Source organism: Pseudomonas sp. P8_229, assembly GCF_034008635.1.
GTDB lineage: Bacteria > Pseudomonadota > Gammaproteobacteria > Pseudomonadales > Pseudomonadaceae > Aquipseudomonas.
On the sequence record NZ_CP125378.1, the window covers coordinates 1605694 to 1627389 of the forward strand.

Genomic DNA, 21696 nt, shown 5'->3' on the forward strand with positions numbered 1-21696 from the left:
TTTTGTATTGACAGGAGGCGCCTTACTTGTTCCAGCACAACCTTAATCGAATACTGTTTTTTTATCCAGCCCTCTGCATCCTTAAACGGCACCTACGGAACGCGGTTTTCTAACCCCGCGCATGAAAAAACCGGCCACTTGGGCCGGTTTTTTTGTACCGCGACGTTGCGCCTTACAGGGCAGCAGCGTTCTCGGTCAGGTAAGCCGCAACGCCTTCTGGCGAAGCGTTCATGCCTTTGTCGCCTTTCTTCCAGTTGGCAGGGCAGACTTCGCCGTGCTCTTCGTGGAATTGCAGAGCGTCGACCAGACGGATCAGCTCTTCCATGTTACGGCCCAGCGGCAGGTCGTTGATGATCTGCGAGCGGACAACGCCCTTGTCGTCGATCAGGAACGCGCCACGGAAAGCCACGCCGCCTTCGGATTCAACGTCGTAGGCCTTGGCGATTTCGTGCTTCATGTCGGCAGCCATGGTGTATTTCACCTGGCCGATGCCGCCGTTGTTGACCGGGGTGTTGCGCCAGGCGTTGTGGGTGAAGTGCGAGTCGATCGACACCGCGACCACTTCCACGTTGCGCGCCTTGAAGTCGGCCATGCGGTTGTCCAGAGCGATCAGCTCGGACGGGCAGACGAAGGTGAAGTCCAGTGGGTAGAAGAACACCAGGCCGTATTTGCCTTTGATGGCCGAGGACAGGGTGAAGCTGTCAACGATCTCGCCATTGCCGAGTACGGCCGGGACGGTGAAGTCAGGGGCTTGTTTGCCTACGAGTACGCTCATGGATATCTCCTGGTGAATAACTTGAAGTTCAGGGTCCGTGCCAGCCTGCCACCCTCAGGCGACAGCCCTGTGACACGAACCCTCTTCGCAAGGGCCGACCATCATACACTGCGTTTTTCGCCTGTCCTTAACGGTTTTTGCCCAAAGCGGATAACGGGGCAGCATTTTCGGGGCCAGGCAAAAAGCCAGTAATCGCCGTTCGTCGGTCACGCCTGTCAATCAGCTGAAGCGCACAGAAAGCACTTTGACAATCATTCTCGTTAACATTAAGATCCATCGCAATTGAGTCTCAACCAGCGACGGTTCTCACTTATGTATGTTTGTCTCTGCACTGGCGTCACCGACGGACAGATCCGCGAAGCGATTTATGAAGGTTGCTGCAGCTATAAAGAAGTCCGCCAGGCCACCGGCGTTGCCAGCCAATGCGGCAAATGTGCCTGCCTTGCCAAGGAAGTGGTTCGCGAAACCCTGACCAAGCTGCAAACTGCCCAGGCTGCGATTCCCTATCCTGTAGAATTTACAGCTGCGTAATTACCCCCTATTTCAAAAAACCGGACTTATGTCCGGTTTTTTTATGCCTGCAAATCAAGCGGTTAGGCGCTAGACGCGGAACACAAACATTCTTATTCAGATTTAATTTCATTTATTATTCAATAACTTAGGTTTGACACTTATAAATACCAAGCTCAAACTCCGCCTTATATACAGCTATTACAGGGCAGGACTCCCATCATGAAAGGCGACATTACAGTCATCCAGCATCTCAACAAGATCCTTGCCAATGAGCTGGTCGCGATCAATCAGTACTTCCTGCATGCACGCATGTATGAAGATTGGGGCCTGAACAAGCTGGGCAAGCACGAGTACCACGAGTCCATCGACGAGATGAAGCACGCGGACAAGCTGATCAAGCGCATCCTGTTCCTCGAAGGCCTGCCGAACGTGCAGGATCTGGGCAAGCTGCACATTGGCGAGCACACCAAGGAAATGCTGGAGTGCGACCTGCGAATCGAGAAGACCGGCCACGCGGACCTGAAAGCCGCCATTGCACATTGCGAATCGGTAGGCGATTTCGGCAGCCGTGAACTGCTCGAAGACATTCTTGAATCCGAAGAAGAACATATCGACTGGCTGGAAACCCAACTGGGCCTGATCGATAAAGTCGGTCTTGAGAACTATCTGCAATCGCAGATGGGCGAAGAGTAAGTTAGCGCCTGCTAAATTCGCGACACTAAAAAGCCCCGCCCTCTTTCGAGGTACGGGGCTTTTTATTGGCAAATCCGGGATCAGGCTTCGGACTTGTTCGCAGCTGCCGCTTCGACTGCAGCCTTGATGGTGCTTTGCAGCGAACCGTCTGCAGCCATCTCGGTCATGATGTCGCTACCGCCGACCAGCTCACCGCCGACCCACAGTTGCGGGAAAGTCGGCCAGTTGGCGTACTTCGGCAGATTGGCGCGGATTTCCGGGTTCTGCAGGATGTCCACGTACGCAAACTTTTCGCCACACGCCATCACAGCCTGCGCAGCTTTCGCGGAGAAGCCACACTGCGGGGCATTCGGCGAGCCTTTCATGTAAAGCAGAATGGTGTTGTTGGCAATCTGCTCTTTAATCGTTTCGATGATATCCATGGAGCACCTCGGCTGAACTTTCCGACTCATGGGTCGGCACGGTGACGCATTGTAACGGAATCCAGAGCGCCATGCTCGGTCTCCCCGACAGTCACTTTCAGGCCGCCGCCACCGTCACCGGCACACCATTAAGCGCCGCGTTGCCCGACAATTCATCGAGCTGACATTCATCGGTCAGATCGTTCGCGCTCGAACCTGGCTGGCCACTGGCAATCGCCATTTGCACACCCGGGCGCGCATGGCCCCAGCCGTGCGGCAGGCTGACCACCCCTTTCATCATGTCCAGACTGCCGAGCACTTCCACTTCAATCTGCCCGACCCGCGAACTGACGCGCACCAGTTGACCATCGTTGAGCCCGCGACTGGCAAGGTCATCCGGGTGCATCAGCAACTGATGGCGCGGCTTGCCCTTCACCAGACGGTGATAGTTGTGCATCCACGAATTATTGCTGCGCACATGGCGGCGGCCAATCATCAACAGTTCATCGGCGGCGGGCGCCTGCAAGGCCGCGAAGCGTGCGAGGTCAGCGAGGATCTCTGGCGGAGCGGCCTGCACTCGCTGACTCGGCGTTTTCAGACGCGCCGCCAGATTCGGTTTCAGCGCCCCAAGATCGACGCCATGAGGATGATCGAACAACGTCGCCAGCGACAACTTGTGCTCGGAGGCATCCCCGTACAGGCCCATGCGCAGGCCCATATCGATCATTTTCGCCGGCGGCATCGTCGGTTTCAGTTCCTTGCCGGTCTTTTCGGCAAAAGCCTTGGCCAGGCCGACGAAGATCTCCCAGTCATGCAATGCGCCTTCAGGCTTGGCGAGAATCGCCCGATTGAAACGAGTGACATTGCGCACCGCGAACAGGTTGAACGTGGTGTCGTAATGATCGTTTTCCAGCGCCGAGGTCGACGGCAGGATCAGGTCGGCGTAACGCGTGGTTTCGTTGATGTACAGGTCAATGCTGAGCATGAACTCCAGCCCGTCCAGCGCCTGCTCCAGTTGCCGCCCGTTCGGCGTCGACAACACCGGGTTGCCGGCCACGGTGATCAACGCGCGAATCTGCCCTTCGCCCTCGGTGAGCATCTCTTCGGCCAGCGCCGACACCGGCAGTTCGCCGCCGTACTCGGGCCGCCCGGACACCCGGCTCTGCCACTTGTTGAAATGCCCGCCCGAGGTCGATGCCACCAGGTCCACCGCCGGTTCAGTGCAAAGCGCGCCGCCGACCCGGTCGAGGTTGCCGGTGACCAGATTGATCAATTGAACCACCCAGTGACACAGGGTCCCGAATGCCTGGGTCGAAACCCCCATGCGCCCGTAACACACCGCACTCGGCGCGGCGGCGAAATCCCGCGCCAGTTGGCGGATCTGCTCGGCCGGCACGGCGCACAGCGGACTCATGGCCTCAGCGGTGAACGTCGCCACCGCCGCGCGCACCTCATCAAGGCCTTCGACCGGCAGATGACTGTCACGCGTCAGCCCTTCGCCGAACAGTGTATTGAGCACCCCGAACAGCAGCGCCGCGTCGCCGCCGGGGCGCACGAACAGGTGTTGATCGGCCATGGCAGCCGTTTCGCTGCGACGCGGATCAACCACCACCACTTTGCCGCCGCGAGCCTGAATCGCTTTCAGGCGTTTCTCGACATCGGGCACGGTCATGATGCTGCCGTTGGAGGCCAGCGGGTTGCCGCCCAGGATCAGCATGAAATCGGTGTGATCGATGTCCGGGATCGGCAGCAACAAGCCATGGCCGTACATCAGGTAACTGCTCAGGTGATGGGGCAGTTGATCGACCGAGGTCGCGGAGAAGCGATTACGGGTTTTCAGCAGGCCGAGAAAGTAGTTGCTGTGGGTCATCAGCCCATAGTTGTGCACACTCGGGTTGCCCTGATAGACCGCCACCGCGTTCTGTCCGTGTCGTTCCTGAATCGCCGCCAGACGCTCGGCCACCAGCGCAAAGGCCTCGTCCCACTCGATCGGTAGCCATTCGCTGCCAACCCGGCGCATCGGCTGGCGCAGGCGGTCGGGATCATTCTGGATGTCTTGCAGGGCCACGGCCTTGGGACAGATATGCCCACGACTGAAGGTATCGAGGGCATCGCCCTTGATCGAGGTGATCGCGACGCTGCCCTCGGTTTCAGTGGTCTCGATGGTCAGGCCGCAGATGGCTTCGCACAGGTGGCAGGCACGGTGATGGAGAGTCTTGGTCATGGCCAGTCTCTGTCTTGTTCTGGGCAGGCAACGGTGATGCCTGCGGGAACAAAACTATGGCCCGTGTGCGCAAGCGATGCCAGCGACGTTCGTCTTGTGAATCGACGGCTATCAGGCGAGCCGATAGCCCGTCAGGATCAGTTGGACGGCAACTGCGGCGGCGCCTGTAACTGGATTTCCTGAATGGTTTCGATCTGCTCATGGGCGACGTGCACGCCAGTGAGTTCGCCGATCAACCGCCAGTGCTCGTCGAGGCCGGCACTGATGGTCGCCATGCGATCGATCATGTGGCGGCCGGCGGTCTTGACCACTTCGTCTTCGCTGCGCAGCAACTCGAAGGACATCGAAGTCACCGACGCGGTGAGGTGAGTCAGTGAGCGAGCCGTGTGGCCCAGCAGTTCCATTAACAGTTTTTCTTTCGATTCCATGCGGGGGCTTCCTGCGTCGCTCGAAACTTATTTATAACCCAGCACTTTGCTTTAGCAAATGTTTCAGCCTGAGCATCCGACCAAGCGAAACCGCAACCGCACAGTCTCGAACCGACCCGAGTGACACCCTCCCCGCCACGCCGGATTGCCAAGCCTGTCGGGGCCAGTGTACAAAGGGGCTCGCTGCTGTCCTGAACCCGGCTTCAAACGCGTGACCGCCACCGGCGGTTCGCCCTCCGAATCCCGCAAAAACCGTAGCCTATTGGAAAAACGCGACATTTAGTGTCAATATCGCGCCTTCCCCTATTTCGTCGCCCCGTGCGGCTTACGCCGCAGGTCTCGCCCGTTGTTCACTTAAACAAGGCTTTGAGCATCTGCGGTTTGTAGCAAAAAGGTAGTCAATGATGAGCGCAAGGCACTTTCTCTCCCTGATGGATTGCACGCCCGAAGAGCTGGTCAGCGTGATCCGTCGAGGCGTTGAGCTCAAGGACCTGCGTAACCGCGGCGTACTGTTCGAGCCGCTGAAAAACCGCGTCCTGGGGATGATCTTCGAGAAATCCTCGACCCGTACCCGGATCTCCTTCGAGGCCGGCATGATCCAGCTCGGTGGCCAGGCGATCTTCCTGTCGCCGCGCGACACCCAGCTGGGCCGTGGCGAGCCGATCGGCGACTGCGCCATCGTCATGTCGAGCATGCTCGATGCGGTGATGATCCGTACTTTTGCCCATAGCACCCTGACCGAATTCGCCGCCAACTCGCGCGTGCCAGTGATCAACGGCCTGTCCGATGACCTGCACCCGTGCCAGTTGCTGGCCGACATGCAGACCTTCCTTGAGCACCGTGGCTCGATCCAGGGCAAGACGGTGGCCTGGATCGGCGACGGCAACAACATGTGCAACAGCTATATAGAAGCGGCGATCCAGTTCGACTTCCAGTTGCGCGTTGCCTGCCCCGAAGGCTACGAGCCGAACCCTGAATTCGTGGCCAAGGCCGGCGATCGCGTGACCATCGTCCGCGATCCAAAGGACGCCGTGCGCGGCGCGCATCTGGTGAGCACCGACGTCTGGACCTCAATGGGCCAGGAAGAGGAAACCGCCAAGCGCCTGAAGCTGTTCGCACCATTCCAGGTCAATCGCGCCCTGCTCGACCTCGCTACCGAGGACGTGCTGTTCATGCATTGCCTGCCTGCCCACCGTGGCGAAGAAATCAGCCTCGACCTGCTTGATGACCCGCGCTCCGTCGCCTGGGATCAGGCAGAAAACCGTCTCCACGCACAGAAGGCCCTGCTCGAGTTCCTCGTCGAACCGGCATATCACCACGCATGAGCCATGAATTACTGCTGAACCTGCGCAACCTCGCTTGCGGCTATCAAGATCAACGCGTGGTGCAGAACCTCAATCTGCACCTCAACGCCGGTGACATCGGCTGCCTGCTCGGTTCGTCTGGCTGCGGCAAGACCACCACCCTGCGCGCCATCGCCGGTTTTGAACCGGTGCACGAAGGGGAAATCCAGTTGGGTGGCGAGACCATTTCCAGCGCCGGTTTCACCCTGGCCCCGGAGAAACGCCGGATCGGCATGGTGTTCCAGGACTACGCGCTGTTCCCGCACCTGAGCGTCGCGGACAACATCGCCTTCGGTATCCGCAAGCACCCGAACAAGGAACGCGTCACCGAAGAACTGCTGGAACTGGTCAACCTGAAAAACCTCGGCAAGCGCTTCCCGCACGAGCTGTCCGGCGGCCAGCAACAGCGTGTCGCCCTCGCCCGCGCCCTGGCACCGGAACCGCAACTGCTGCTGCTCGACGAGCCGTTTTCCAACCTCGACGGCGAGCTGCGGCGCAAGCTCAGCCACGAAGTGCGCGACATCCTCAAGGCCCGTGGCACCAGCGCGATTCTGGTGACCCACGACCAGGAAGAAGCCTTCGCCGTGAGCGATCACGTCGGCGTATTCAAGGAAGGTCGGCTGGAGCAGTGGGACACGCCTTACAACCTCTACCACGAGCCGGCGACACCGTTCGTGGCGAGCTTCATCGGTCAGGGCTATTTCATTCGCGGCCAGCTCAGTAGCCCGGAATCGGTGCAGACCGAACTCGGCGAACTGCGCGGCAACCGGGCCTATACCTGGCCAGTGGGCGGTGCGGTGGATGTACTGCTGCGTCCGGATGACATCGTTTACGCGCCGGACAGTGCGCTTAAAGCACGGATTGTCGGCAAGACCTTCCTCGGCGCCTCGACCCTGTATCGCCTGCAACTGCCGACCGGCGCGCAGCTGGAATCGATTTTCCCGAGCCATGCTGATCATCAGGTGGATGCAGAGGTCGGGATTCGTGTTGCCGCTGAACATCTGGTGTTGTTCCAGGCCAGCGGCAGCACTGCTGCGCAAATTCCAGCTGCCGAAAACGGCGTACGCCGCTACAGCGCAGCCCTCTGATCCAACACCATCCCCCTGTAGGAGTGAGCCTGCTCGCGATCGCGGTACATCCGTCATAGATAATTTGACTGATGTACCGCGATCGCGAGCAGGCTCACTCCTACAGGGGTTTTGCGTTAACCGAGGATCAGGGTGCCGCTGGCAACCAGCGTTGCATTGCCGCCAATCTTCACCCGCTCACCTTCCAGCCGGCAGAACAACTCCCCACCCCGCGCCGAACGCTGACACGCAGTCAGGCTCGATTTGCCCAGACGCTTGGCCCAGTACGGAATCAGGCTGCAGTGCGTCGAACCGGTCACCGGGTCTTCATTGATGCCGATCGCCGGGGCGAAATAACGCGAGACGAAATCATGCTGGTTGCCGCGCGCCGTTACGATCGCACCGAGCCAAGGCAATTTCGCCAGGGCAACCATGTCCGGTGTGCAGTCGAGCACTGCCTGCTCCGACTCCAGCACCACGAACAACTCGTTGGAGCCGAGCACATCCACCGCCTCGACACCCAACGCGCGCTCGACATCCAGCGTCACGCCAATCTCTGAAGGCACGATCGACGGGAAGTCCAGCCACAGGCGATCACCCTCGCGACTGACGCTCAACGGCCCGGACTTGCAGATGAAGTCCAGGCGCTCGGTGTTTTCCTTATAAACCTCGAACAACACGTAGGCGCTGGCCAGCGTCGCATGCCCACACAACGGCACTTCAGTGGTCGGGGTGAACCAGCGGATATGCCACGCCGCGCCTTCGCGCACCACGAAAGCAGTTTCCGCCAGGTTGTGTTCGGCGGCGATCTTCTGCATCAAGTCGTCCGCAAGCCAAGTATCCAGCCGATAGACCATCGCCGGATTACCACTGAACGGCCGATCACTGAACGCGTCGACCTGATGAAACTCGAGCTGCATAACCTTCTCCCTGAGTCAGTCGGCAGAGCATGCAGCTCGAGCCGGATTAGCGCCAGTGACAGAACCGGTCAATTTTCTTGATACAGAGAGCAGCGTTACGCACGACCGATGTCGGCGAATTTGGCCTGGGTGTGTTCGGCCAGCACCGCAGGCGCCAGTTCGACTTCCAGCCCACGCCGGCCGGCACTGACATAAATAGTCGCAAAACCCTGAGCCGAGTTATCGATGAAGGTCCGCAGGCGTTTTTTCTGCCCCAGCGGGCTGATGCCGCCCAGCAGGTAACCCGTGGAACGCTGCGCAGCGGCCGGGTCGGCCATCTCGACTTTTTTCACCCCTGCGGCGTGCGCCAGGCCCTTGAGGTCGAGACTTCCGACGACCGGCACGACGGCCACCAGCAATTCACCTTTTTCACTGGCGGCCAACAGCGTCTTGAACACCTGCGCCGGCTCCAGTGCCAGTTTTTCCGCGGCCTCCAGCCCATAGGACGCGGCCTTCGGGTCATGTTCGTAACTGTGCACGCGATGTTCGGCACGAACTTTTTTCAACAAGTCCAACGCAGGGGTCATGGCAGCTCCAGGCTCGGCATCCACAGAAAAAACCTGTGCCGGATTCTAGGCCATCACATCGTAAAAGGCTCTACCGCAAGCCCCGATTCCCGGGCTTTGCAGGGAAAGCGCAGGGTTATCGTCGCGGTCATCCGCAGGATCATTCAGCCGACTGATAGTTTAATTGTGACCGATGGTTCACTTTCGACCTTTGACAGGTTTGTTTCTTGTCTATATTTTTTCGAATCTGAATAATGTAAGAATTATCGTCACCGCAGCACCCAGCAGTAAACCGGGAACAGGATGGGGATCCTGCCCCGGGGAAAATCGCGCTCTGCCCAGACGGCAAACGCGCCAGACAACAACAAAAACCGAGGTTTTCAATGACAACTGCTTTACAGCAACCATCGCTTTCGAGCCAATGCATGGCCGAGTTTCTGGGTACTGCACTGCTGATCTTTTTCGGCACTGGCTGTGTCGCCGCGCTCAAAGTCGCGGGTGCCAGCTTCGGCCTGTGGGAAATCAGCATCATCTGGGGCGTCGGCGTGAGCATGGCGATCTACTTGACCGCCGGGGTCTCCGGCGCACACCTGAATCCCGCCGTGAGCATCGCCCTGAGCATTTTCGCTGACTTTGAAAAGCGCAAACTGCCGTTCTACATTCTGTCGCAGATCGCCGGCGCCTTCTGCGGCGCGCTGTTGGTTTACACGCTGTACAGCAACCTGTTCTTCGATTACGAACAAACCCACCACATGGTGCGTGGCTCGGCCGCCAGCCTTGAGTTGGCCTCGGTGTTCTCGACATTCCCCAATCCAGTGCTGTCCACCGCTCAGGCATTCCTGGTCGAGGTGATCATTACCGCGATCCTGATGGGCGTGATCATGTCCCTGACCGACGACAACAACGGCCTGCCGAAAGGCCCGCTGGCGCCGCTGCTGATCGGTTTGCTGATCGCGGTGATCGGCAGCTCGATGGGTCCGCTGACCGGTTTTGCGATGAACCCGGCGCGTGACTTCGGTCCGAAACTGATGACTTTCTTCGCCGGCTGGGGTGAAATTTCCTTCACTGGCGGCCGCGATATTCCGTACTTCCTGATTCCGATTTTTGCACCGATTGTCGGTGCCTGCCTCGGCGCTGCCGGGTATCGCGGGCTCATCGCCCGTCACCTGACCGGCGCCACACCTGCTACAAAGGATGCAGAACCGGCCATTGACGGCAAACCAAGAACTTCTTGAAACAGTCGGCGCGGGCTCCTGCCAATCCGAGCCCGCGCCACGGCCCACTCTCCCTTATTTCGTCCAAGGCAATCGACATGACCGACATTCAAAATAAGAACTACATCATTGCCCTCGACCAGGGTACGACCAGCTCCCGCGCGATCATTTTCGACCGCGATGCGAACGTGGTCTGCACCGCCCAGCGCGAATTCGCTCAGCACTACCCGCAAGCCGGTTGGGTCGAACACGATCCGATGGAAATCTTCGCCACCCAGAGCGCGGTGATGGTTGAAGCGCTGGCCCAGGCTGGCCTGCATCACGACCAGGTGGCCGCCATCGGCATCACCAACCAACGTGAAACCACCGTGGTCTGGGACAAGACCACCGGCCGCCCGGTGTACAACGCGATCGTCTGGCAGTGCCGCCGCAGCACCGAGATCTGCCAGCAGCTCAAGCGCGATGGCCACGAAGAATACATCCGCGACAACACCGGCCTGGTCACCGACCCGTACTTCTCCGGCACCAAGCTGAAGTGGATCCTCGACAACGTCGAAGGCAGCCGCGAGCGTGCGCGCAACGGCGAACTGCTGTTCGGCACCGTCGATAGCTGGCTGATCTGGAAATTCACCGGCGGCAAAGTGCACGTCACGGACTACACCAACGCCTCGCGCACCATGCTCTTCAACATCCATTCGCTGGAATGGGATTCGAAGATGCTGGAAATCCTCGACATCCCGCGCGAGATGCTTCCGCAAGTCAAAGCCTCCTCGGAAATCTACGGCCGCACCAAGAGCGGCATCGCCATCGGCGGGATCGCCGGTGACCAGCAAGCGGCCCTGTTCGGCCAGATGTGCGTCGAGCCGGGTCAGGCGAAAAATACCTACGGCACCGGCTGCTTCCTGTTGATGAACACCGGCGACAAAGCGGTGAAATCCCAGCACGGCATGCTCACCACTATCGCTTGCGGCCCGCGTGGCGAAGTCGCTTATGCGCTGGAAGGCGCAGTGTTCAACGGCGGTTCCACCGTGCAATGGCTGCGCGATGAACTGAAGATCATCAACGACGCCCACGACACCGAATATTTCGCCAACAAAGTGAAGGACAGCAACGGCGTGTACCTGGTACCGGCGTTCACCGGTCTCGGCGCTCCGTACTGGGACCCGTATGCCCGTGGCGCGCTGTTCGGCCTGACCCGTGGTGTACGCGTTGACCACATCATCCGCGCCGCACTGGAGTCGATCGCCTACCAGACCCGTGACGTCCTCGACGCCATGCAGCAGGACTCCGGCGAACGCCTCAAGGCCCTGCGCGTGGATGGCGGTGCGGTGGCCAACAACTTCCTCATGCAGTTCCAGGCCGACATCCTCGGCACGCAGGTCGAACGTCCGCAAATGCGCGAAACCACGGCACTCGGCGCCGCGTATCTGGCCGGTCTGGCGTGCGGTTTCTGGGGCAGCCTGGACGAACTGCGCGGCAAGGCAGTGATCGAGCGTGAGTTCGAGCCGAGCCTGGACGAAGTCGAAAAAGAGAAGCTGTACAAAGGCTGGAAAAAAGCTGTCAGCCGCACCCGTGACTGGGCGCGTGAGGACGCTGAATAAGCCAACCTGAGGACTGAATAAAGCGGTCCAAACAGCGTGAAAGCGTAGCGAGCGAAGGAAAGACAAGGCAAAAACAGGCGAGGACCGGCTGGGGTCGCACTCGACTTTACGGGTTTGTAAATGAGCAGTCCGAGCCTGTGTTTAACGCAGTATTTCCGAGCGCAGTAGCTTTCACGTTGTCTGGAAACTGGTAGGGAGCGGATTCCTGCGTCATCATGGGCAAATTTTGCACGGCAGCCCAAAGGAAGCCCCATGAATCTGCCTCCCCGTCAGCAGCAAATCCTCGAGCTGGTCCGCGAACGCGGTTATGTGAGCATCGAGGAAATGGCCACGCTGTTCGTTGTTACCCCGCAAACCATCCGCCGCGACATCAATCAGCTCGCGGAAGCCAATCTGTTGCGTCGCTACCATGGCGGCGCGGCCTACGATTCCAGCGTCGAAAACACTGCCTATGCGATGCGCGCCGACCAGATGCGCGACGAAAAACAACGCATCGGTGAAGCCATCGCTGCGCAGATCCCCGATCACGCCTCGCTGTTCATCAACATCGGTACCACCACCGAATCGATTGCCCGCGCCCTGCTCAACCACAATCACCTGAAGATCATCACCAACAACCTGCACGTCGCCTCGATGCTCAGCGCCAAGGATGATTTCGACGTGCTGCTGACCGGCGGCAACGTACGCCGTGACGGTGGCGTGGTCGGTCAGGCGAGCGTGGACTTCATCAATCAGTTCAAGGTTGATTTTGCCCTGGTGGGCATCAGCGGTATCGACGAAGACGGCAGTCTGCTCGACTTCGACTATCAGGAAGTGCGCGTCTCCCAAGCGATCATCGCCAATGCACGGCAGGTAATCCTGGCGGCGGACTCCAGCAAGTTCGGACGCAATGCAATGATTCGCCTTGGCCCGATCAGCCTGATCGATTGCCTGGTCACCGATCAACAGCCAGTGCCGGCATTGGCGCAGTTGCTAAGCCAGCACAAGATTCGTCTGGAGGTCGTTTAACCCTTTTGCACTTCACTGTTTGCAAGAGCCTCTTCGCGAGCAAGCCCGCTCCCACAGTGGGATGAGAGGGGCTGACAAATTTTGTGGCTGGTTCAAATCCCTGTGGGAGCGGGCTTGCTCGCGAAGAGGTACTTACAAACAGCACATCTCTAGCGCTCTTGCGCGCCTCCAATGTTCGAAAATTTTCTTTTAACCGCCCTTCGATGAGTTTTTTCAATCGAACGTGACTGGCTGTGCGCGTCTTTATGGGCTACCATTTTCGCAAATGAACATTTATGTTCGATTTCCAAGACAGAAAATCAAAAGAGTCCGAGGCCAGCCGATGTCCACATCAACCTTGCGTACGCCCCCTATCGCCGAGATCTATGATGTTGCCGTGATTGGCGGCGGGATCAATGGAGTGGGGATCGCAGCGGATGCCGCCGGTCGCGGTCTTTCGGTGTTCCTTTGCGAAAAGGATGACCTGGCCAGCCACACCTCGTCGGCCAGCAGCAAGCTGATCCACGGTGGCCTGCGCTACCTCGAACATTACGAATTCCGTCTGGTGCGTGAAGCACTGGCCGAGCGCGAAGTGCTGCTGGCCAAGGCGCCGCACATCGTCAAACCGATGCGCTTCGTGCTGCCGCACCGCCCGCACCTGCGTCCAGCGTGGATGATTCGTGCCGGCCTGTTCCTCTACGACAACCTCGGCAAACGCGAAAAACTCCCGGGTTCGAAAAGCCTGAAGTTCGGCGCCGACAGCGCGCTGAAAAGTGAAATCACCAAGGGTTTCGAATACTCCGACTGCTGGGTCGATGACGCCCGCCTCGTGGTGCTGAACGCCATGGCCGCCCGGGAAAAAGGCGCCCACGTGCACACCCAGACCCGTTGCGTCAGCGCCCGCCGCGCCAAGGGCCTGTGGCACCTGAACCTGGAACGCGCCGACGGCAGCCTGTTTTCGATCACCGCCAAAGCGCTGGTGAACGCCGCCGGCCCGTGGGTCGCCAAGTTCATCCGTGACGACCTGAAGATGGAATCGCCGTACGGCATCCGCCTGATTCAGGGCAGCCACATCATCGTGCCGAAACTGTACGAAGGTGATCACGCACACATCCTGCAAAACGAAGATCAGCGCATCGTCTTCACTATTCCGTACCTGAACCACTTCACCCTGATCGGCACCACTGACCGCGAATACACCGGCGACCCGGCCAAAGTGGCGATCACCGACGGCGAAACCGATTACCTGCTCAAAGTGGTCAATGCCCACTTCAAGAAGCAGATCAGCCGCGACGACATCCAGCACAGCTACTCGGGCGTGCGCCCACTGTGCAATGACGAATCCGACAACCCTTCGGCCGTGACCCGCGACTACACCCTGGCCCTGTCCGGCAGCGCAGAAGAAGCGCCATTGCTGTCGGTGTTCGGCGGCAAGCTGACCACCTACCGCAAACTCGCCGAGTCGGCGATGGCCCAACTGATGCCGTACTTCACCCAGATGCGTCCAAGCTGGACGGCCACCGCCACCCTGCCCGGCGGCGAAGACATGACCACGCCGCAAGCCTTGAGCGCGCTGATTCGTGACAAGTTCGACTTCGTGCCGACCGAGATCGCCCGCCGCTGGTCCACCACCTACGGCAGCCGCACCTGGCGCATGCTCGAAGGTGTGGAAACCCTGGCCGACATGGGCGAACACCTCGGCGGCGGGCTCTACACCCGTGAGGTCGACTACCTGTGCAGCGAAGAATGGGCAACCACCGCCCACGACATCCTGTGGCGCCGCAGCAAGCTGGGCCTGTTCACTACCCCGGCCGAGCAAGAGAAGCTGGCGGCGTACCTGGGCAAGGTCGAGCAGAACCGCAAGATTGAAGCGGCCTGATCCACCGGCCGATTGATAAGAAGCCCCTGAGTCTCACGATTCAGGGGCTTTTTTATAGGTCGTACGCCCTCCCCCTGTAGGAGTGAGCCTGCTCGCGATAGCTGTCTGGCATTCAACATCTGCGTTGGCTGACACTCCGCGATCGCGAGCAGGCTCACTCCTACAGGGGAAGTCGCAGAAACTACGTTCGGATTTCCGAACGCGACCTTACGGTCGATTCGGTAAACCGGATCAGATCAGCCAAAAATAACCGACACAAAACTTTAATACTTTTAAAAATCAATAAGTTAACTATTGTCGACTGGTCTGGCACGACTCATGCTCTACACTCTCTCGACGAATGACTGCCGTGCCAACACTTCAGGAGCCGTCAGGCATTCGAAGCACAAAAGGGCCGACGAACTGGCTCCATAAAAAAAACAATTCGAGGAAAATTTGATGCGCATCGTTCCCCATATCCTGGGCGCAGCCATTGCGGCCGCTCTGATCAGCACGCCAGTTTTCGCCGCCGAACTCACCGGCACCCTGAAGAAAATCAACGATTCCGGCACCATCACGCTCGCTCACCGCGACAGCTCCATTCCGTTTTCTTACATCGCGGATGCTTCCGGCAAACCCGTGGGCTACTCCCACGACATTCAAGTGGCCATCGTTGAAGCCCTGAAAAAAGACCTGAACAAGCCAGACCTGCAGGTCAAATACAACCTGGTGACCTCGCAAACCCGTATCCCGCTGATCCAGAACGGCACCGCGGATATCGAGTGCGGCTCCACCACCAACAACGCCGAACGCGCCCAGCAAGTCGACTTCACCGTCAACATCTTCGAAATCGGCACCCGTCTGCTGGTCAAGAAAGACAAGGATGGCAAGCCGTCCTACGCTGACTTTGCCGACCTGAAAGGCAAAAACGTCGTGACCACCGCTGGCACCACGTCCGAGCGCATCATCAAAGCGATGAACGCCGACAAGCAGATGGGCATGAACATCATCTCCGCCAAAGACCACGGCGAATCCTTCAACATGCTGGAAAGCGGCCGCGCCGTTGCCTTCATGATGGACGACGCCCTGCTGGCCGGTGAAGAAGCCAAGGCCAAGAAGCCGGCCGACTGGATCATCACCGGTACGCCGCAGTCCTTCGAAGCCTACGCGTGCATGGTTCGTAAAGACGACCCGGCCTTCAAGAAGGCTGTGGATGACGCCATTGTCGGCCTGTACAAGTCTGGCGAGATCAACAAGATCTACAGCAAGTGGTTCGAAAGCCCGGTTCCACCAAAAGGCCTGAACCTGAACTTCCCGATGAGCGACAAGGTTAAAGATCTGATCGCCAACCCGAGCGACAAGCCGGCGCCGGACGTAAAAATCTGATTCCTGACTAACCTGATCGCCTGAGGGAGCCACCCTCCCTCAGGCGTCTGTTACTACCTGCGAGCTTTACTGTGGAACACTCGACCTGGCGGTTTCCGAGCCGATCGCGTGTGCCTGGCGTTCAACGTCGGGCGGGAAAGGATCTTCCCCAAGCGGGTGCTTGTACATCGATCGATTTCGAGGGGAGACCCTAATGAATTACAACTGGGACTGGGGCGTGTTCTTCAAGTCCACCGGCGTTGGCAGCGAGACGTATCTCGACTGGTACATCGCCGGCCTGGGCTGGACCATTGCCATCGCTGTCGTGGCATGGATTATCGCCTTGCTGCTGGGCTCCATTCTGGGGGTCATGCGCACCGTGCCGAACCGCCTCGTATCAGGCATTGCGACCTGCTACGTGGAACTGTTTCGTAACGTGCCGCTGCTGGTTCAGCTGTTCATCTGGTACTTCCTGGTACCCGATCTGCTGCCGCAAAACCTGCAGGACTGGTACAAGCAGGACCTCAACCCGACCACCTCGGCCTACCTGAGCGTCGTCGTGTGCCTGGGCCTGTTCACCGCTGCCCGCGTCTGCGAACAAGTGCGCACCGGCATCCAGGCGTTGCCACGCGGCCAGGAATCCGCCGCCCGCGCCATGGGTTTCAAGCTGCCGCAGATCTACTGGAACGTGCTGCTGCCCCAGGCCTACCGCATCATCATTCCGCCGCTGACCTCGGAATTCCTCAACGTCTTCAAGAACTCCTCCGTGGCGTCCTTGATCGGCCTGATGGAACTGCTGGCGCAAACCAAACAGACCGCCGAATTCTCGGCCAACCTGTTTGAAGCGTTCACCCTGGCCACGCTGATCTACTTCACCCTGAACATGAGCCTGATGCTGCTGATGCGCATGGTCGAGAAGAAAGTCGCGGTGCCCGGCCTGATCTCCGTGGGGGGTAAATAATGGACTTCGATTTCAGCGGCATCATCCCCGCGATCCCGGGCCTGTGGAACGGCATGGTCATGACCTTGCAGTTGATGGTCATGGGCGTGGTCGGCGGCATCGTGCTGGGGACCATCCTCGCGCTGATGCGCCTGTCGTCCAGCAAACTGCTGTCGCGTGTGGCCGGCGCTTATGTGAACTACTTTCGCTCGATCCCGCTGCTGCTGGTGATCACCTGGTTCTACCTGGCGGTGCCGTTCGTGCTGCGCTGGATTACCGGCGAAGACACCCCGATCGGCGCGTTCACCTCCTGCGTCGTGGCCTTCATGATGTTCGAAGCCGCGTACTTCTGTGAAATCGTCCGGGCCGGCGTGCAGTCGATCCCCAAAGGCCAGATGGCCGCCGCGCAAGCGATGGGCATGACCTATGGCCAGACCATGCGTCTGATTATCCTGCCCCAGGCGTTCCGCAAGATGACCCCGTTGCTGCTGCAACAGTCGATCATCCTGTTCCAGGACACCTCGCTGGTCTACACCGTGGGCCTGGTGGACTTCCTCAACTCCGCCCGCTCCAGCGGCGACATCATCGGTCGTTCCAACGAGTTCCTGATCTTCGCCGGTGTCGTCTACTTCATCATCAGCTTTTCCGCCTCGCTGCTGGTCAAGCGTCTGCAAAAAAGGTTCGCCGTATGATCTCTATCAAAAACATCAACAAGTGGTATGGGGACTTCCAGGTGCTGACTGATTGCAGCACCGAGGTCAAAAAAGGCGAAGTGATCGTGGTCTGCGGCCCGTCGGGTTCGGGCAAGTCGACCCTGATCAAGTGCGTCAACGCGCTGGAGCCGTTCCAGAAAGGCGACATCGTCGTCGACGGCACCTCGATCGCCGACTCGAAGACCAACCTGCCGAAGCTGCGCTCGCGCGTCGGCATGGTGTTCCAGCACTTCGAACTGTTCCCGCACCTGACCATCACCGAAAACCTGACCATCGCGCAGATCAAGGTACTCGGCCGCAGCAAGGAAGAGGCGACCAAAAAAGGCCTGCAACTGCTCGAGCGCGTAGGTCTCTCGGCGCACGCCCACAAGCACCCGGGGCAACTGTCCGGCGGTCAGCAACAGCGTGTGGCGATTGCCCGTGCGCTGGCGATGGACCCGATCGTCATGCTGTTCGACGAACCGACCTCGGCACTCGACCCGGAAATGGTCAACGAAGTGCTCGACGTGATGGTGCAACTGGCCCACGAAGGCATGACCATGATGTGCGTGACCCACGAAATGGGCTTCGCCCGCAAAGTGGCCGACCGCGTGATCTTCATGGACGCCGGCAAGATCATCGAAGACTGCCCGAAAGAGGAGTTCTTCGGCGACATCAGCGCCCGCTCCGAACGCGCGCAGCATTTCCTCGAGAAAATCCTGCAACACTAAAAACCACACACCGCTCCCCAACTGTGGGAGCGGGCTTGCTCGCGAAGAGGCCGGCACTTTCAACATCATCGTTGGCTGACCCACCGCTTTCGCGAGCAAGCCCGCTCCCACATTGGATCGATGACGATCCTGAGTTTTGTGTGGTGGTTGACCCAAGGCAACTGTGATGAAATGCGACCCCAATCTCTATCGCGCAGCGCCGCCATCACTTGCCGTGAAGCCCCGTCTGATTCGCCATTTGTTCCTGCCGCCGCTGATCATCGTGCTGATGATCGGGTTGGGTTACGTCGGCTTCTGGACCAGTGAACATTTCGGCATCCGCAGCCTCAGCGAAAACGGCCAGCGCCAGCTGGAACTGCACGCGCGCACGGTCGAAAGCGAGATCAGCAAGTACACCTACCTGCCCAGCCTGCTGGAACTGGAAACCAGTGTCCCGCAACTGCTGGCCGACCCGACGCCGGAACACCGGCAAACGGTCAACGCCTACCTTGAAGGCCTGAACCGGCGCAGCCGCAGTCGGGCCATCTACGTCATGGACACCACCGGCCGGGTGATGGCCACCAGCAACTGGCGCGACGTCGACAGTTATCTGGGTGAAGACCTGTCCTTCCGCGCCTATTTCCAAAGAGCCGTGCGCGGCGAACCCGGGCGTTTCTACGGGATCGGCAGCACCAGCGGCGAACCCGGTTATTACCTGGCCCATGGCCTGGAAGAACACGGCAAGATCATCGGCGTCGCCGTGGTCAAGGTGCGTCTCGAAGCGCTGGAGGAGCGCTGGCAACGGGCGCGCCTCGAAGCCTTCGTCAGCGACGAGAACGGCATCATCATTCTCTCCAGCGATCCGGCGCGGCGCCTCAAATCCGTCGTACCGCTGAGCGACGAGACCAAAGAGAAACTCGCCCGCAGCCTGCAGTATTACTGGTTCCCGCTCAACGAACTGCAACCGCTGGCCCGCGAAACCCTGGACGAGGGTGTGGAGAAACTGACCTTCCCGGCCAACAGCGAACTGAGCGCCGACGACGACAGCATCAGTTACCTGGCGCAGACCCGGCCGCTGAGCGACACACCGTGGAACTTCACCCTGCTCACGCCGTTGCAGGACTTGCGGCGCGAGGCGATCAACCAAGGGATTCTGGTGTCGGTTGCCTTCGCCCTGGTGGCGTTCCTGCTGATTGCCTGGAACGAGCGGCGCAAGGTCCTCGCCACCCGCCTCGCCGCCCGCGAAGCCTTGCAGGAAGCCAACAATCAGCTGGAGCGTCGGATTACCGAACGCACCACCGACCTGCGCGCCAGCAACGAACGCCTCAAGAGCCAGATCCGCGAACGGCGGCAGGCCGAAGAAACCCTGCGCCGCGCCCAGGATGAACTGGTGCAGGCCGGCAAACTCGCGGCCATCGGCCAGATGTCGACCAGCATTGCCCACGAATTGAACCAGCCGCTGGCGGCGATGCGCACGCTATCGGGCAACACCATTCGTTTCCTCGAACGCGGTCAGCTCGACGTCGCCAGCACCAACCTCAAGACCATCAACGACCTCATCGACCGCATGGGCCGGATCACCGCCAGCCTGCGCTCGTTCGCCCGCCGTGGTGACGACAAGGGCCAGGCCAGTCTTGGCAAAGCGGTGGACGCGGCGCTGCAATTGCTCGGTGCGCGGGTGGACAGCATGGCGCTGCAGTTGCACCGGCAGTTCATCGACGTGCAGTTGCAGATCGACCAGACCCGCCTCGAACAGATTCTGGTCAACCTGATCGGCAACGCCCTCGACGCCATGCAAGCACAACAGCAGCCGGAACTGTGGCTGGAAGGCGAAGAGTTCAACGGCAAATATCGCCTGCGGGTGCGTGACAACGGCCACGGCGTCGATGCCGAAGCGCGCAAGCACCTGTTCGAACCGTTCTTCACCACCAAACCCGGCGAGCAGGGTCTGGGCCTCGGCCTGACCCTCTCCGCCAGCCTCGCTGCCGCCACCGGCGGCCACCTGGGTGTCGAACACCCGGCCAGCGGTGGCACCACCTTCGTCCTCAGTTTACCGTTGGTAAGCCCTACTCCTGCCGAGCCAATATGAACCACGACCTTAGTGTGCTGATCGTCGAAGACGACCCCCATGTGCTGCTTGGCTGCCAGCAGGCGCTGACCCTCGAAGACATCCCCTGCATCGGCGTCGGCAGTGCCGAAGAAGCGCTGGAGCAGGTCGGCGACAACTTTGCCGGCATCGTCATCAGCGACATCCGCCTGCCCGGCATCGATGGCCTCGAACTGCTGACCCGTCTCAAGCAACGCGACCGCAGCCTGCCGGTGGTGTTGATCACCGGCCACGGCGACATCTCCATGGCCGTCGGCGCGATGCAGAAAGGCGCCTACGACTTCATGGAGAAACCCTTTTCGCCGGAGCGTCTGGTGGACGTCGCCCGGCGTGCGCTGGAGCAACGCAGCCTCGCCCGGGAAGTCTCCTCGCTGCGGCGACAACTGGCCGAACGTGATTCCCTGGAAGGCCGGATCATCGGTCGTTCGCCAGCGATGCAGAACCTGCGCGAGCTGATCGCCAACGTCGCCGACACCTCGGCCAACGTGCTGATCGAAGGCGAGACCGGCACCGGCAAGGAACTGGTCGCGCGCTGCCTGCACGACTTCAGCCGGCGCCACACCAAGCAGTTCGTCGCGCTGAACTGCGGCGGCCTGCCGGAAAACCTCTTCGAAAGCGAGATCTTCGGTCACGAGGCCAACGCCTTCACCGGTGCCGGCAAACGGCGCATCGGCAAGATCGAACACGCCGACGGCGGCACGCTGTTCCTCGACGAAGTGGAAAGCATGCCACTGCCGATGCAGATCAAACTGCTACGGGTATTGCAGGAGCGCACTCTCGAACGCCTCGGCTCGAACCAGAGCGTGGCGGTGGATTGCCGGGTGATTGCGGCGACCAAGTCCGACCTCGACGAAGCAAGCAAGGCTGGCGAGTTCCGCAGCGACTTGTACTACCGCCTCAACGTGGTGACCCTGGAACTGCCGCCACTGCGCGAGCGTCGCGAAGACATCCTGCAACTGTTCGAACACTTCTCCCAGCAGTCGGCGCTGCGTTTCGACCGGGTGTTGCCGGAGCTGGACAACCAGACCCTGTCGAACCTGATGAGCCACGACTGGCCGGGCAACGTGCGTGAACTGCGCAACGTCGCCGAACGCTTTGCCCTCGGCTTGCCGGCGTTCAAGAAGTCCGGCGCTGGCAGTGCAGGCCAGAGCCTGGCGTTCGCCGAAGCGGTGGAAGCGTTCGAGCGCAACCTGCTCAACGACGCCTTGCAACGCAGCGGCGGCAACCTGACCCAGGCCAGCCTGGAACTGGGCATGGCCAAGACCACGCTGTTCGACAAAGTGAAAAAGTACGGGTTGAGCCACTGATGGATC

Annotated in this window: 20 protein-coding genes; 14 read left to right on the plus strand and 6 right to left on the minus strand. The window is 59.9% G+C overall.

Going from position 1 to position 21696, the window contains the following annotated elements; all coding sequences use genetic code 11:
• Positions 1–172: 172 nt before the first annotated feature.
• Positions 173–775, minus strand: a complete 603-nt coding sequence (locus tag QMK55_RS07225) for a peroxiredoxin (RefSeq protein ID WP_007963972.1) — start codon at positions 773–775, stop codon at positions 173–175.
• Between the two features lie 312 nt (positions 776–1087).
• On the opposite strand from QMK55_RS07225, the gene QMK55_RS07230 reads away from it, so the two are divergent.
• Together QMK55_RS07230 and bfr are read left to right on the plus strand one after the other, a co-directional pair.
• Positions 1088–1306: a bacterioferritin-associated ferredoxin gene (locus QMK55_RS07230; protein WP_003227725.1), complete on the plus strand. Its 219-nt coding sequence runs from the start codon at positions 1088–1090 to the stop codon at positions 1304–1306.
• A gap of 201 nt (positions 1307–1507) precedes the next feature.
• A complete protein-coding gene (gene bfr / locus QMK55_RS07235) occupies positions 1508–1981 on the plus strand; it encodes a bacterioferritin (protein WP_102354943.1) in 474 nt (157 codons plus the stop codon).
• A gap of 80 nt (positions 1982–2061) precedes the next feature.
• Here the strand turns inward: bfr and grxD are convergent, their stop codons facing one another.
• From grxD to QMK55_RS07250, 3 genes are all read right to left on the minus strand, one after another.
• Complete coding sequence (gene grxD, locus QMK55_RS07240; protein ID WP_016773402.1) at positions 2062–2403, minus strand: Grx4 family monothiol glutaredoxin; 342 nt, start codon at positions 2401–2403, stop codon at positions 2062–2064.
• A gap of 97 nt (positions 2404–2500) precedes the next feature.
• On the minus strand, positions 2501–4606 hold the full coding sequence (locus tag QMK55_RS07245) for a molybdopterin oxidoreductase family protein (RefSeq protein WP_320328945.1): 2106 nt from the start codon (positions 4604–4606) through the stop codon (positions 2501–2503).
• Between the two features lie 137 nt (positions 4607–4743).
• Positions 4744–5034: a hypothetical protein gene (locus tag QMK55_RS07250; protein ID WP_102354941.1), complete on the minus strand. Its 291-nt coding sequence runs from the start codon at positions 5032–5034 to the stop codon at positions 4744–4746.
• A gap of 404 nt (positions 5035–5438) precedes the next feature.
• Here QMK55_RS07250 and argF point away from each other — a divergent pair, with 404 nt between their 5' ends.
• Both argF and QMK55_RS07260 read left to right on the plus strand, forming a co-directional pair.
• On the plus strand, positions 5439–6359 hold the full coding sequence (argF, locus tag QMK55_RS07255) for an ornithine carbamoyltransferase (RefSeq protein ID WP_102354940.1): 921 nt from the start codon (positions 5439–5441) through the stop codon (positions 6357–6359).
• Entirely contained in the window at positions 6356–7465 is a 1110-nt protein-coding gene (locus tag QMK55_RS07260) for an ABC transporter ATP-binding protein (RefSeq protein ID WP_320328946.1), read from the plus strand. Before argF ends, QMK55_RS07260 begins: the two co-directional genes overlap by 4 nt.
• A gap of 116 nt (positions 7466–7581) precedes the next feature.
• Here QMK55_RS07260 and QMK55_RS07265 read toward each other — a convergent pair whose 3' ends face one another.
• Together QMK55_RS07265 and ybaK are read right to left on the minus strand one after the other, a co-directional pair.
• A complete protein-coding gene (locus QMK55_RS07265; RefSeq protein WP_102354938.1) occupies positions 7582–8364 on the minus strand; it encodes a PhzF family phenazine biosynthesis protein in 783 nt (260 codons plus the stop codon).
• A 95-nt stretch (positions 8365–8459) separates the two neighbouring features.
• Positions 8460–8930, minus strand: coding sequence for a Cys-tRNA(Pro) deacylase (gene ybaK / locus QMK55_RS07270; RefSeq protein WP_003227741.1), 471 nt, complete (start codon positions 8928–8930; stop codon positions 8460–8462).
• Positions 8931–9292: 362 nt separating this feature from the next.
• Here ybaK and QMK55_RS07275 point away from each other — a divergent pair, with 362 nt between their 5' ends.
• The 10 genes from QMK55_RS07275 (at position 9293) to QMK55_RS07320 (ending at position 21690) form a co-directional block, all read left to right on the plus strand.
• Positions 9293–10144 carry an MIP/aquaporin family protein gene (locus QMK55_RS07275; protein ID WP_102354937.1) on the plus strand — a complete coding sequence of 284 codons (852 nt, stop codon included), beginning with the start codon at positions 9293–9295 and terminating at the stop codon, positions 10142–10144.
• A gap of 77 nt (positions 10145–10221) precedes the next feature.
• Positions 10222–11724 carry a glycerol kinase GlpK gene (gene glpK, locus QMK55_RS07280; RefSeq protein ID WP_320328947.1) on the plus strand — a complete coding sequence of 501 codons (1503 nt, stop codon included), beginning with the start codon at positions 10222–10224 and terminating at the stop codon, positions 11722–11724.
• Between the two features lie 252 nt (positions 11725–11976).
• Entirely contained in the window at positions 11977–12732 is a 756-nt protein-coding gene (locus tag QMK55_RS07285) for a DeoR/GlpR family transcriptional regulator (RefSeq protein WP_007916700.1), read from the plus strand.
• Between the two features lie 322 nt (positions 12733–13054).
• On the plus strand, positions 13055–14590 hold the full coding sequence (gene glpD, locus QMK55_RS07290) for a glycerol-3-phosphate dehydrogenase (RefSeq protein ID WP_102354935.1): 1536 nt from the start codon (positions 13055–13057) through the stop codon (positions 14588–14590).
• Positions 14591–15028: 438 nt separating this feature from the next.
• Complete coding sequence (locus QMK55_RS07295) at positions 15029–15955, plus strand: glutamate/aspartate ABC transporter substrate-binding protein (RefSeq protein ID WP_102354934.1); 927 nt, start codon at positions 15029–15031, stop codon at positions 15953–15955.
• Positions 15956–16148: 193 nt separating this feature from the next.
• Complete coding sequence (locus QMK55_RS07300; RefSeq protein WP_007963952.1) at positions 16149–16895, plus strand: amino acid ABC transporter permease; 747 nt, start codon at positions 16149–16151, stop codon at positions 16893–16895.
• Positions 16895–17566 (plus strand): amino acid ABC transporter permease, encoded by a 672-nt coding sequence (locus QMK55_RS07305; RefSeq protein ID WP_003227756.1) that lies wholly within the window; start codon positions 16895–16897, stop codon positions 17564–17566. Before QMK55_RS07300 ends, QMK55_RS07305 begins: the two co-directional genes overlap by 1 nt.
• Complete coding sequence (locus tag QMK55_RS07310; RefSeq protein WP_007963947.1) at positions 17563–18297, plus strand: amino acid ABC transporter ATP-binding protein; 735 nt, start codon at positions 17563–17565, stop codon at positions 18295–18297. The genes QMK55_RS07305 and QMK55_RS07310 overlap by 4 nt, the downstream gene beginning before the upstream one ends.
• Before the next feature lie 166 nt (positions 18298–18463).
• Positions 18464–20365 (plus strand): sensor histidine kinase, encoded by a 1902-nt coding sequence (locus QMK55_RS07315; RefSeq protein WP_320328948.1) that lies wholly within the window; start codon positions 18464–18466, stop codon positions 20363–20365.
• A complete protein-coding gene (locus QMK55_RS07320; protein ID WP_102354932.1) occupies positions 20362–21690 on the plus strand; it encodes a sigma-54-dependent transcriptional regulator in 1329 nt (442 codons plus the stop codon). Before QMK55_RS07315 ends, QMK55_RS07320 begins: the two co-directional genes overlap by 4 nt.
• Positions 21691–21696 lie beyond the last annotated feature (6 nt).